Origin of the sequence: Sulfuricella sp. T08 (genome assembly GCF_000971475.1) — a bacterium.
Classification (GTDB): domain Bacteria; phylum Pseudomonadota; class Gammaproteobacteria; order Burkholderiales; family Sulfuricellaceae; genus Sulfuricella.
The window spans coordinates 23,268-35,775 of sequence record NZ_DF967527.1 but is presented as its reverse complement, the minus strand read 5'-3'; the positions used below and the strand labels follow the sequence as shown (position 1 = coordinate 35,775).

The 12,508-nt window shown below is 57.9% G+C and carries 14 protein-coding genes; 8 read left to right on the top strand and 6 right to left on the bottom strand.

The features are described 5' to 3' along the window. The first annotated feature begins 1 nt into the window (after position 1). The 6 genes from argF (at position 2) to SCT_RS03715 (ending at position 4,937) form a co-directional block, all read left to right on the top strand. Positions 2-922 carry an ornithine carbamoyltransferase gene (gene argF / locus SCT_RS03740; protein ID WP_059419432.1) on the top strand — a complete coding sequence of 307 codons (921 nt, stop codon included), beginning with the start codon at positions 2-4 and terminating at the stop codon, positions 920-922. Between the two features lie 106 nt (positions 923-1,028). Next, positions 1,029-2,252, top strand: coding sequence for an argininosuccinate synthase (locus SCT_RS03735; RefSeq protein WP_059419216.1), 1,224 nt, complete (start codon positions 1,029-1,031; stop codon positions 2,250-2,252). Positions 2,253-2,333: 81 nt separating this feature from the next. Further along, positions 2,334-2,669, top strand: coding sequence for a pyrimidine/purine nucleoside phosphorylase (locus tag SCT_RS03730; protein ID WP_059419211.1), 336 nt, complete (start codon positions 2,334-2,336; stop codon positions 2,667-2,669). Positions 2,670-2,681: 12 nt separating this feature from the next. Continuing rightward, positions 2,682-3,167, top strand: coding sequence for a YajQ family cyclic di-GMP-binding protein (locus SCT_RS03725; RefSeq protein ID WP_059419206.1), 486 nt, complete (start codon positions 2,682-2,684; stop codon positions 3,165-3,167). 91 nt (positions 3,168-3,258) lie between these two features. Continuing rightward, positions 3,259-3,819 carry a DJ-1 family glyoxalase III gene (locus SCT_RS03720; RefSeq protein ID WP_059419203.1) on the top strand — a complete coding sequence of 187 codons (561 nt, stop codon included), beginning with the start codon at positions 3,259-3,261 and terminating at the stop codon, positions 3,817-3,819. An 80-nt stretch (positions 3,820-3,899) separates the two neighbouring features. After that, the gene (locus SCT_RS03715; protein WP_059419200.1) at positions 3,900-4,937 is read left to right on the top strand and encodes a 2Fe-2S iron-sulfur cluster-binding protein; all 1,038 of its coding nucleotides are present in this window, start codon (positions 3,900-3,902) and stop codon (positions 4,935-4,937) included. A 43-nt stretch (positions 4,938-4,980) separates the two neighbouring features. Here SCT_RS03715 and SCT_RS03710 read toward each other — a convergent pair whose 3' ends face one another. Beyond that, positions 4,981-5,688 (bottom strand): type 1 glutamine amidotransferase, encoded by a 708-nt coding sequence (locus SCT_RS03710; RefSeq protein WP_059419430.1) that lies wholly within the window; start codon positions 5,686-5,688, stop codon positions 4,981-4,983. 26 nt (positions 5,689-5,714) lie between these two features. Between SCT_RS03710 and SCT_RS03705 the strand changes: the two genes are divergently transcribed. Further along, complete coding sequence (locus SCT_RS03705) at positions 5,715-6,368, top strand: TIGR02281 family clan AA aspartic protease (protein ID WP_059419198.1); 654 nt, start codon at positions 5,715-5,717, stop codon at positions 6,366-6,368. Between the two features lie 74 nt (positions 6,369-6,442). Here SCT_RS03705 and SCT_RS03700 read toward each other — a convergent pair whose 3' ends face one another. From SCT_RS03700 to SCT_RS03680, 5 genes are all read right to left on the bottom strand, one after another. Then, positions 6,443-7,309 (bottom strand): tetratricopeptide repeat protein, encoded by an 867-nt coding sequence (locus tag SCT_RS03700; protein WP_059419197.1) that lies wholly within the window; start codon positions 7,307-7,309, stop codon positions 6,443-6,445. Between the two features lie 81 nt (positions 7,310-7,390). Beyond that, positions 7,391-8,233, bottom strand: a complete 843-nt coding sequence (gene folE2 / locus SCT_RS03695) for a GTP cyclohydrolase FolE2 (protein WP_059419195.1) — start codon at positions 8,231-8,233, stop codon at positions 7,391-7,393. A gap of 65 nt (positions 8,234-8,298) precedes the next feature. Beyond that, the gene (dxs, locus tag SCT_RS03690; RefSeq protein WP_059419193.1) at positions 8,299-10,164 is read right to left on the bottom strand and encodes a 1-deoxy-D-xylulose-5-phosphate synthase; all 1,866 of its coding nucleotides are present in this window, start codon (positions 10,162-10,164) and stop codon (positions 8,299-8,301) included. A gap of 105 nt (positions 10,165-10,269) precedes the next feature. Continuing rightward, positions 10,270-11,160, bottom strand: coding sequence for a polyprenyl synthetase family protein (locus SCT_RS03685; RefSeq protein ID WP_059419191.1), 891 nt, complete (start codon positions 11,158-11,160; stop codon positions 10,270-10,272). Next, on the bottom strand, positions 11,153-11,452 hold the full coding sequence (locus SCT_RS03680; protein ID WP_082098167.1) for an exodeoxyribonuclease VII small subunit: 300 nt from the start codon (positions 11,450-11,452) through the stop codon (positions 11,153-11,155). The genes SCT_RS03685 and SCT_RS03680 overlap by 8 nt, the downstream gene beginning before the upstream one ends. A 216-nt stretch (positions 11,453-11,668) precedes the next feature. On the opposite strand from SCT_RS03680, the gene SCT_RS03675 reads away from it, so the two are divergent. After that, complete coding sequence (locus tag SCT_RS03675; RefSeq protein WP_059419189.1) at positions 11,669-12,502, top strand: DMT family transporter; 834 nt, start codon at positions 11,669-11,671, stop codon at positions 12,500-12,502. Positions 12,503-12,508 lie beyond the last annotated feature (6 nt).

Sequence of the window (12,508 nt, the reverse complement as noted above, 5' to 3'; positions counted from 1 at the left end):
TATGCAGATCAAACATTTCCTGCAGTTCAACGACCTGACCAGCGACGAATACGAGCACCTGTTCGAACGTACGCGCCGGATCAAGGAACAGTTCAAAGCCTATCAGACCTACCACCCGCTGCATGACCGCACGCTGGTGATGATTTTCGAGAAGGCGAGCACGCGCACCCGGCTGTCGTTCGAAGCCGGCATGCAACAGCTTGGCGGTAGTGCCATCTACCTCAACACCCGCGATTCGCAGCTGGGCCGCGGCGAACCGGTGGAGGACGCAGCCCAGGTGATCTCTCGCATGAGCGACATCGTGATGATCCGTACCTTCGAGCAGGAAATCATCGAGCGCTTCGCCGCCAACTCGCGGGTGCCGGTGATCAACGGCCTGACCAACGAATACCATCCGTGCCAGATCCTGGCCGACATCTATACTTATATTGAGCAACGTGGCAATATCAAGGGCAAAACCGTGGCCTGGATCGGCGACTCCAACAACGTCTGCAACACCTGGCTGCAAGCCGCTGAAGTACTGGATTTCAACGTCCACGTTTCAACCCCGCCTGGCTATGAAGTCGAACCGGAACGCGCCGGGCTGTATGGCACCGACCACTACGAAGAATTTCGCGACCCAATGGAAGCCGCGCGCGATGCCGATCTCGTCACCACCGACGTGTGGACCAGCATGGGTTTCGAGGCTGAAAACGAAGAGCGCATGCGCGACTTCGCCGACTGGCAGGTGGATGGCGATATGATGCGCGTGGCCAACAAGGACGCCGTATTCATGCACTGCCTGCCCGCCCACCGCGGCGAAGAAGTCGCCGCCGAAGTGATCGACGGCCCGCAAAGTGTGGTGTGGGATGAAGCCGAGAACCGGCTACATACCCAGAAGGCGCTGATGGAATATCTGCTGCTGGGCAAAATTACGGGTTAAAACCTTTTCACCACAGAGACACAGAGACACAGAGAAATTCTTTTTTTGCTGTTCTCCGTGCCTCTGTGTCTCTGTGGTTAAGAATTGTTTTTATTGGAAATCAGTTATGTCTAATGTCAACAAAGTCGTACTCGCCTATTCCGGCGGGCTGGATACCTCGGTGATCCTGAAGTGGTTGCAGGACACTTATCAATGCGAAGTAGTCACCTTCACCGCCGACATCGGCCAGGGTGAGGAACTCGAGCCGGCGCGCAACAAGGCGCTGCAGTTCGGCATCAAACCGGAACAAATCTATATCGACGATCTGCGCGAGGAATTCGTCCGCGATTTCGTCTTCCCGATGTTCCGCGCCAACACCGTTTATGAAGGCGAATACCTGCTCGGCACCTCGATCGCCCGTCCGCTGATCGCCAAGCGGCTGATCGAAATCGCGAAGGAAACCGGCGCGGTCGCGATCTCGCACGGCGCCACCGGCAAGGGCAATGACCAGGTACGCTTCGAGCTCGGCGCCTACGCTCTCAACCCGGAAATCAAGATCATCGCGCCATGGCGCGAGTGGGACCTGCTGTCACGCGAGAAGTTGCTGGCCTATGCGGAGAAGCACGGCATCCCGGTGGAAATGAAGCACAAACAGGGCGGTTCCCCCTACTCGATGGACGCCAACCTGCTGCACATCAGCTACGAAGGCCGCCACCTGGAAAATCCGGCGGCAGAGGCCGAGGAAGATATGTGGCGCTGGACGGTGTCGCCGGAAAAAGCACCCGACCAGGCGGAATATCTGGATATCGAATACATCAATGGCGACCCCGTCGCGCTCAATGGTAAGAAACTGTCAGCCGCTGAAATGCTGGCCGAACTCAACCGCCTCGGCGGCAAGCACGGCATCGGTCGCCTCGACTTGGTGGAAAACCGCTACGTCGGCATGAAGTCGCGCGGCTGCTACGAGACCCCTGGCGGCACCATCATGCTCAAGGCCCACCGCGCCATCGAATCTATCACCCTGGACCGCGAAGTGGCGCACCTCAAGGACGACCTGATGCCGCGCTACGCCAGCATGATCTACAACGGTTACTGGTGGTCGCCCGAGCGGAAAGCCTTGCAGGTGCTGATCGACGACACCCAGCGGCACGTCAATGGCTGGGTACGGGTCAAGCTGTACAAGGGCAACGTCATCGTGGTCGGGCGCGACTCCAAGACCGACTCGCTGTTCGACTCGACCATCGCCACCTTCGAGGACGATGCCGGCGCCTATAATCAAGCGGATGCGGGAGGTTTCATCAAGCTCAACGCGCTGCGCCTGCGCATCGCGGCGAAGTTGCAGAATCGTTAAACCGCTAACCGCAAAGACGCGAAGAGATATAAGTTCGGTTTTCTTTGCGCCTTTGCGGTTAAATCTTTTCAGGAGTTGTTCATGACCCAGTTCGACAATGTCAGCGTCGTCAAGAAAGCCAACGTCTACTTCGACGGCAAGTGCATTTCCCACACCGTATTGTTCCCCGATGGCAGCAAGAAAACCGTCGGCGTGATTTTCCCAAGCAGCCTTACTTTCAACACCGGCCTGCCGGAACTGATGGAGATCAATGCCGGAGTCTGCAAGGTAAAACTGGCGGGCGAGAAGGACAGCAAAACCTACAAGGCGGGCGAGAGCTTCAGCGTGCCGGGCAACACCAGCTTCGACATCGAAACCGTGGAATTGCTGGATTACGCCTGCCATTTCATCACCGAATCCACCTGCTGCGCGGGTTAAGGGGAGTCAGCCATGCCGACATTCGATATCGTTTCCGAAGTAGACAAGCAGGAATTGCGCAATGCCGTTGACCAAGCCAACAAGGTCATCAGCGGCCGCTTCGATTTCAAGGGCTCGGATTCACGCGTCGACCAGGCGGAATATGTGCTGACGATCTATGCCGATGACAACTTCAAGCTCGACCAAGTGCTCGACATCGTCAACCAGACCTTCGGCAAGCGTAACATCGATGTAAGCTGCCTGGACAAGGGCAAGATCGAGAAAATCAGCGGCAACAAGGTCAAGCAGACCGTTACCGTCAAGACCGGCGTGGAAACCGAACTGGCGAAGAAAATCGTCAAGCTGATCAAGGATTCCAAGCTCAAGGTCCAAGCCAGCATCCAGGGCGAGGCCGTTCGCGTCACCGGCGCGAAGCGGGATGTGTTGCAGGAAACCATCACGCTGGTCAAAAAATCCATCACAGACTTTCCGCTGCAATTCCAGAACTTCAGAGACTAAAATCTTTCACCGCAGAGGACGCAGAGTACGGCAAGACCGGAATCGGTTTTCCTCCGCGTCCTCTGCGGTTGGTCTTTTTACGGATTAAAACATGCCTAAAGTCCTCGTCCCACTCGCCCAAGGCTGCGAAGAAGTCGAAGCCGTCACCATTATCGACCTGCTGCGCCGCGCCAAAATCGAAGTCATCTCTGCCGGACTCGACGATAAGCCGGTGACCGCCAGCCGCGGCGTTAGCCTGATCGCCGACACCACTCTGGATGAAGCTCTAAAGCAGGAATTCGACATGATCGTGCTGCCTGGCGGCATGCCCGGCATGACGCACCTCAAGAACGATCCCCGCATCATCGCCCTGCTGCAAAAAATGGCCCGGGATGGCAAGTACACCTGTGCCATCTGCGCCGCGCCCGCTGTGCTGGCAGAAGCCGGCCTGCTGGCGGGCAAATCGGCGACCAGCTTTCCCGGCTTCGTCGACAAGATGAACCTGCCCGACACTGCCTACAAGAACGACCCCGTGGTCAAGGACGGTAAAGTCATCACCTCGCGCGGGCCAGGCACGGCGATGGATTTCACCCTGGAGCTGATCGAGGTTTTGGCTGGCAAGGCCCAGAGGGACGAAGTCGAAGCCGGCTTGCAGCGTCCGGGCAAATTTTGACGCTGCAAGCCTCTCGTGCTGGCTCCAGAAGCCGAATCGTGTATACTTGACTAAATTACACTACTATTCAGCGGTGCATTATGAGTTTCCAAGTTCGCCTCCTGCCCAGCGGCAAAGAGTTTACCGCCGAGAAAAACGAAACTGTGCTCGAAGCCGCACTCCGCTCCGGCATCTCACTTAACTACAGTTGCAACAATGGCACCTGCGGCGGCTGCGGTGGCAGGATAAAGTCCGGCCAGGTACGCGAAACCCAGCAACACGATTTCCATTTTTCCGACACACAGAAGGCCCAGGGCCATGTGCTGTTGTGCGTCAACGCCGCGCAATCCGACCTGGAAATAGAGGTCAAGGAGGCTGGCGGCATCGAAGATATCCCGCTCCAGCTGATCCCCACCAAGGTTGAGCAGATGGAGCGCATTCAGGACGACATCATGATCCTGCACCTGCGCACACCGCGCTCGCAGACGCTACGCTTTCTAGCCGGGCAACACCTCAGCCTCGCCATCGCCGGCATGCCGCCACGCAATAAGTCGCTTGCCAGCTGCCCATGCAATGCCATGCACTTGCAATTTCACATCCGCCGGGTGCCGGGCGATCAATTTTCGGATTACGTCTTTACCCATCTGAAAATCTCTGAAACGGTGACGCTCGAAGGGCCATGGGGCAACTTCTCCCTGGACGAAAGCTCAAAGCGGCCCATCATCTTCGTCGCCTACGAAACCGGCTTCGCGCCGATCAAAAGCATTATCGAGCACGCCATCGCCCTGGAACTTGAACAGCCCCTGCACCTCTACTGGATGGCGCACCAGCCTGGCAACCACTATCTCAATAACCTGTGCCGCTCCTGGTTCGACGCCCTGGACAACTTCAGTTACACGGCACTGACGGGGGATAAATTATCCGGCGAATCCAGTTGGGAAGCGTCCACCGACCCGGTGGTGGGCCTGCGCGACATGGAAACCGCAGGCACAGCGATCGTAGCCGATCATCCTGATCTTGCCGGCTTCGAGGTCTATCTCACGGCACCGGAATCAAGCACAGAGGGCATTGTTGAGCTGCTACAGCAGCACGGTCTGCCGAAAGGGCAGTTGCACCTGGACGTCATGAAGCGTTTCTAGCCTAGCATCAGTAGCACGCACCCTACAAAACAAACAATTCCAGCTAACGCACCAGCCCTTCAATCCACTTTGTATAGATTTTTTGCGCTGCAACATTCAAGCGCTTCACGTGCTCCGCCAGGTTATCCAGAATTCCTGCCTGCTGCTGCACAGCCGGGCTGGTAATGGCGGAAGCAATTTCTTGCTCGCCCAACGCACACCATTCCCGCACCATCTCTTCGGTCATTTCGATATGGCATTGCATGCCCAGATGCTTACCCATGGCAAATGCCTGGTTTACACAGTGCGCATTACCCAGGATACCGGTGGCGCCGGGTGGAATCGTGAAGGTCTCGCCATGCCAGTGGAAGGCCTCGAATTTTTTCACCTCTTCGAACCAGGCCTTGGCGGTGGCATTGTCCGCCACCATAACTTCACCCCAGCCGATTTCCTTGATCGGATTCCTGCCGACAGCACCGCCAAGGGCCTTGGCCATCAATTGCCCGCCGAGGCAGTGCCCAAGCACGGGAATATCGGCCTGCGCCGCCTGCCGGATCAGTTCCAGGGAATGGGGTATCCACGGCAAGTCGTCGTTCACGCTCATCGGTCCGCCCATGAACGCCAATCCACTGAAGAGTCTGACATGTGTCGGCAAGGCGTCACCGGCATCGATCCTGAACAGCTGCCAGGGTATGCCGTGAGTGTCGAGAAATGTGGCAAAATAGCCTGGCCCCTCGCTGGGCGCATGGCGAAAAATCGCAACCGGTTTCATGATCTGCATGATCTAGAGGAGTCCTGATGAATTTAGAATGGCGTTATTCTAACCTGCTCGGCCTGCTTATTCTATGCACTGCAAACAGTGCCTATGCCACCGAAGTTAACGTGGTCGGCCTGTTCAGTGGCAAGGCCATGGTCAGCATCAATGGCGGCAAGCATCGCGTAATGGCTGCCGGTGAGACCTCGCCTGAAGGCGTCAAACTGATCAGTGCCGACTCCGCAACCGCAGTACTGGAAATCGACGGCAAGCGCCAGAATTTGGGCATGGGCAAAAGCGCCTCTATCCCCTCCGCCGATGGCGGTGGCAACCAGAGTGCAGTCCTGGCCGGCGATTTGAGGGGCCATTTCGTCACCACCGGCAACATCAACGGCACCAGCACGCGCATGATGGTAGATACAGGAGCATCCATGGTATCGATGGGTAAAGATGAAGCGAAGCGGCTCGGGATTTCCTACCTCAACGGTGAACGCGCCGCGGTTTCCACCGCAAATGGCGTGGTTCCGGCCTACCGCATCACTCTCAATACGGTGAGGGTGGGCAATATCACGCTGAATCAGGTGGACGGCCTGGTTCAGGACAGCAGCATGCCTTTCGTGCTGCTCGGCATGAGCTTCCTGAAAAGGCTGGAAATTAAGCAGGACGGGACTAACATGACACTGCTGAAGAAATATTGAGCGGAATACTGACGCGTCCCTGCCACTATCTGGAATGGCAATTCAACTGTGAAACCTTCAATAATGAATCAAATTTATCGCAGAGCTTCAGTCAGCAAGGCACGATAATGGCCGACCAGTTCGTGCTCGCCACCCACCATATTGAAAATGGCAATCAGCCCGTTACGGCCAGCATCGTCGCGGAAGGTCCGGTCGTGGCGTACGATCTCCAGCAACTGGTCCATCGCACCGACACAATCATCCTGGACCAGCTTGACTGCGCTCAACTGATAGCGCGCCAGGCTGTTATTCGGCTCTGCGGCGACATCCCGTTCCAGCGTTTCGATATCCGGCGCATCCTGCGCGATACGAATAAAGCCCGCGTGCGTCAGCAAGGTGCTGATTTCGGCATCGGCTCGCACCTCTTCCGGCAGTGCTAACAGTAGATGCTCAGCCTGGACGTAATCGCCCTTGAGCAGAAGCAGCTTGGCAAGGTCGACCGGAATCTGGAAATTATCCGGGTCATCAAGAGCGGCCTTGGCCAGCAGGCTGCAGGCATTCTCCAAATTTCCCTGCTGGCGAAAAGCGCTCAATACAACTTGGGACGCCCCGCTTGGCCGCGCAACGAACTTGTCGATGGCGCGACGGAATTCGGCATCGGATTCTGCGCCATGGATGGTATGGGCCACCTGCCCCTGCCGAAAAAACTTGACCGTCGGCACGCTGGTGACGCCGTACTCTTCCCTGGCCATCCTGCCGTGCTGATCGGTATCCAGCAGGACCAGCAGAAATTTTCCGGCATATTCATGCGCAAGCTGAACCAGCCTGGGCATCAGCACCATGCATGGCCCTGCTCGGGGCGACCAGAAATACACCAGTACCGGGCCTTTTTCCGAATTTTCCAGCACCAGGGTACGGAAGTTGGCGGGGTTCGCGTCAGCAATATAGGGAGATTTCGCCATGCCATTGGAAGAGAGTGAAGAGGATACGTAGGGCGCGACCCACGCACCAGACAGTGCATGGTGCGCACCCTGTTTTTTTGCTCAGCTTGCCGTTTTGTCCCGTTCGATCAACGCATAAGCCGAGTGGTTGTGAATCGACTCGAAATTCTCGGCCTCAATCACATACGCATCGATACGCTTGTCGGCATTCAGCGCTGCGGCCACGTCACGCACCATGTCCTCGACGAACTTGGGATTGTCATAGGCACGCTCGGTAACGAACTTTTCGTCCGGCCGCTTGAGCAGGCCGTAGAGTTCGCATGAAGCCTGATCCTCGACCAGCCGCACGACGTCCTCGATCCACACCATTTCATTGGTACGCACCGCCACGGTGACGTGGGAACGCTGGTTGTGGGCACCGTAATCGGAAATCTTTTTCGAGCACGGGCACAGGCTGGTGACCGGTATCACCACTTTCATGGTGAGCTGGTACTTGCCCTTGACGATCTCGCCGATGAAGGTGACATCATAGTCGAGCAGGCTCTGCACGCCGGAAACCGGGGCCGTCTTGTTGATGAAGTAGGGAAAGCTCATCTCGACGTGGCCGGATTCGGCCTCTAGCCGCTGCACCATCTCGCGCAGCATGGCCTCGAACGATTCCACCGAAATCTCGCGCTCATTGGCGTCGCTGTTGAGAATCTCAACGAAGCGCGACATGTGCGTGCCCTTGAAGTTATGCGGCAGATAAACGTTCATGTTGAACATGGCGATGGTGTGCTGCACGCCCTCGCTCTTGTCAGCAACCCTGACCGGATGACGAATGGATTTGATGCCCACCTTGTCGATGGCAATCTGGCGAGAATCCGCGTAGTTCTGCACATCGGCAATGGCGTCTTTGTCACAGACGGGAGAATTCACATCGCAAGTCGCATTGCAGTCGGTCATGATTAATTCCTTGAAATGATTTAGACCAAGTATAACACTTGATAATAGTTGAGTAAACTACTCGGCTACTCGGGGCTTGTAATTAACCGGGCTCGCACCGCGCAGACGATGCCGTCCCGGTCCAGACCGCAGGACGCCAGCAATTTGGCCGGATCGCCATGTTCGACGAAACGGTCGGGCAGACCGAGTTGCAGTACCTGCACCGTCACGCCCTGACTCTCCAGAAATTCAAGCACGGCGCTGCCGGCACCGCCCATTACCGCGTTTTCTTCGACCGTAACGAGCAGGTCATGGGTTTGCGCCAGGCGTAGCGTCAGTTCCTCGTCCAGTGGCTTGACGAAGCGCATGTTGGCGACCGTGGCATTGAGCTCTTCGGCTGCGGCCAGTGCGGGCGCAAGCATGCTGCCGAAAGCGAGAATGGCGACTTTTTCGCCCTCGCGCCGGACTTCACCCTTGCCTATCGGCAGTGCCTGCATTTCCTGTTGGATGGCTACACCCGTGCCGCCGCCGCGCGGGTAGCGCACCGCCGACGGACCATTGTGCATGAATGCAGTGTAGAGCATCTGGCGGCACTCGTTCTCGTCCGAGGGCGCCATCACCAGCAGGTTAGGTACACAACGCAAAAAGGACAGATCGAAACTGCCTGCATGGGTCGGCCCGTCGGCGCCAACCAGCCCGGCACGGTCTATCGCCAGCACGATGGGCAGACCCTGCAGCGCGACATCGTGGATCAACTGGTCGTAGGCGCGCTGCAGAAAGGTCGAATAGATCGCCACCACCGGCTTCATCCCTTCACAGGCGATGCCGGCGGCAAAAGTCAGCGCGTGCTGCTCGGCGATGCCGACATCGAAATAGCGCTTGGGGTATTCCCGGGCGAAGCGCACCATGCCGGAACCTTCGCACATCGCCGGGGTAATGCCGACAAGGCGCTTGTCCTGGGCCGCCATGTCGCACAGCCAGTCGCCGAATACCTGGGTGTAGGTGACCTTGCCGCCAGCCTTGGCATCCCTTACCCCATCCTCGGGGTTGAATTTGGCCACTCCGTGGTAAAGACAGGGATCCTCTTCTGCCAGCTTGTAGCCCTTTCCCTTTTGCGTGGCGATGTGCAGCAACTGTGGCCCCTGGAGATGTTTCAAGTTGTTCAGCGTGGTCACCAGCACGTCAAGGTCGTGACCATCGATCGGGCCGATGTAGTTGAAGCCGAACTCCTCGAACAGGGTGCCGGGAATGACCATGCCCTTCATGTGCTCTTCGGCGCGCTTGGCCAGTTCCAGAATCGGCGGTACAGCCCCCAGCACCTTCTCGCCGCCCTTGCGCATTGCGGAATAAAAGCGCCCCGACATCAGTTTGGCGAGATAGTTGTTGAGCGCGCCGACGTTTTCCGAGATCGACATATCGTTGTCATTCAGCACCACCAGAAGATTGGCGTCCATCGCCCCGGCATTGTTGAGTGCCTCGAACGCCATACCCCCGGTCATCGCGCCGTCGCCGATGATCGCCACCGCGCGCCGGTCGCTGCCTTCCGCCTGAGCCGCAACCGCCATGCCGAGTGCGGCACTGATCGAGGTGCTGGAATGGCCGGTACCGAAAGCGTCGTATTCGCTCTCGGCGCGCTTGGGAAAACCGGCGATGCCACCGAGCTGGCGCAGGGTGGCCATGGCTTCGCGCCGCCCGGTCAGAATCTTGTGTGAATAAGTCTGATGGCCGACATCCCACACCAGCCGGTCGTCCGGCGTGTTGAACACGTAATGCAGAGCGATGGTCAGTTCCACCGCGCCCAGATTGGAGGCCAGGTGGCCACCGGACTTGCTCACGCTTTCGATCAGAAAGGTGCGCAGCTCCTCGGCAAGTTGAGGCAGTTGCTTGCGCTCGAGGGCGCGCAACTCTGCGGGGTCGTTGATGGCTTCGAGAAGGGAGTACTTACCTGGCACAAAAATCCTTCAACCGCGCAGGGCACGGAGGATGCGGAAGTGAAAGCTTAAATGACTTTCCTCTGCGACCTCCGCGCACTCCGCGGTAAATAACTTAAAACCTGTTCAAAATTGACGCTTGACGATGAAATCGGCGATCTGGCGTAATCTTTCCGCCCGTGCACCAAATACTTCAAGCGACTGTAACGCATCCCGGTGCAAATCTGCAGCAAAGGCACGCGCCGCATTCGCACCGAGTATCGTGACGTAGGTCGGTTTGTTGGCTTCGGCATCCTTGCCGGCCGTCTTGCCCAGCGTGGCAGTGCAGGATTCGGCGTCGAGCACATCGTCCACCACCTGAAAGGCCAGCCCGATACATTTGGCGAAATGCAGCAAATGCTCCATTTCGCTGTTTTCAAGGACCTTGCCACACAACGCGCCCAGTTGCACCGAGGCTCGGATCAGCGCTCCGGTCTTGTGGATGTGCATGAATTCCAGCTCCGGCAGGGACAGCGTCTTGCCGACGCTCTCGCCGTCTATCGCCTGACCGCCGGCCATGCCGCGCGAACCGGCAGCCACTGCCAGAATCTTCAGCATTTCCAGCTGTACCGCGGGAGCATCTGCCAATGGATGCTCCGCCAGCAGCTGGAACGCCAGGGTTTGCAGGCTATCACCCACCAGCAGCGCAGTGGCCTCGTCATATTCGAGGTGACAGGTGGGCTTGCCGCGCCGCAAGCTGTCATCGTCCATGCACGGCAGGTCGTCGTGCACCAGAGAATAGGCGTGGATCAGTTCAACCGCAGCCGCAGCCGCATCGATGCACGGCGGACCGGCACCGACCACCTCACCGGCAGCGAAGGCCAGCAAAGGCCGAATGCGCTTACCGCCGCCAAGCACGGCGTAACGCATCGCCTGATGCAGGCGCTGAGGCGCAATCGATGGCTGAGGCAGCACGTCGGACAGCACGTTTTCCATGCGCTGTTGCCGGGCCGCAGCCCATGACTGAAAATCAATCAAGGTCAACACCAGCGCCCTTCACGTTTGCCCCCTCTCCCGCTTGCGGGAGAGGGTTGGGGAGAGGGATATCCGTGTCAGCGACGAAATTCTGCAAGCTGCCCGCTTCGAGGATACGCACCTGCTGCTGCGCATCCTGCAACGCCTGCTGACAGAACTGGAGAAGCTCCGCACCGCGCTTATAGGCCGACAGAAGCTGCTCAAGCGGCAACTGGCCCGCTTCCATGGTGGCGACGATATTTTCCAACTCGGCGAGTGCGCTTTCGAAGGTCGGTGATTTTGAAGCTTTGCTCATTACTTGCCGCACTCTAAAAAGAGTTAAAATACCGCATATTGCGGTCTCCGGTCAATCTCCGCGCGGCTTTCAGCCCCTACGCATGGGCGGAAAGCGGCTCTCTCCTTTAACCTCCGGCCTGAAGGCAAATCCGGGATAAACTATCCGCACCATGCATTGCACAACAACGCCACAACATAATCCATGCCCAAACTTCCACAACTAAAATCCGCATGGATGGTCGTGGCTGGCGTCCTGTTCGGCTGCATGGGGGTATTCGTCAAGATTGGTGCGGAGTTTTTTTCCAGCGCCGAACTGGTGTTCTACCGCTCCCTGTTCGGCTTGCTGATCATTTTTCTGATCATCAGAATCCAGGGCATGAGCTTTGCCACGCCTCACTGGAAAGCGCACCTGTGGCGCGGGCTGTCCGGCTTCGCTGCGCTGATGCTGTTTTTTTATGCCATCACCCGGCTACCGCTGGCCACTGCGGTGACGCTCAACTATACCGCGCCGCTGTTCCTTGCCTTTCTCAGCGTGCTGATCCTGAAAGAACGCCCGCACTTGCCGCTATTGCTGGCCATCCTGCTTGGCTTTGCCGGCGTGGTGCTGCTGCTGCGGCCCACCCTGCACCAGGAACAACTGCTCGCAGGACTGATGGGGCTGGCCTCCGGCTTTTTTGCCGCCATCGCCTATCTCAACGTCAAGCATCTGGGTCAGATGGGCGAACCGGAATGGCGGATCGTGTTCTATTTCACCCTGATCTGCACCTTCGGCGGCGGCATCTGGATGGGAGTTCACGCCTTTCACCCCGTTTCACCGCAAAAGTTCCTGCTCCTGCTCGGCCTCGGCACCACCGCCACCCTGGCACAACTCGCGATGACCCGCGCCTACCGCGAGGGCAACACACTGGTAGTCGGCAGCCTGGCCTACAGCACGGTCATCTTCGCCAGCCTGTGGGGCATCCTGCTGTGGCAGGAAATCCTGTCCCTGACTAGCTGGCTGGGGATAGCCCTGATCATCCTGAGCGGCGTTCTCGCTTCCCGCGTAGCGCCCCGCCTCCCTGCTGCATAGATGATT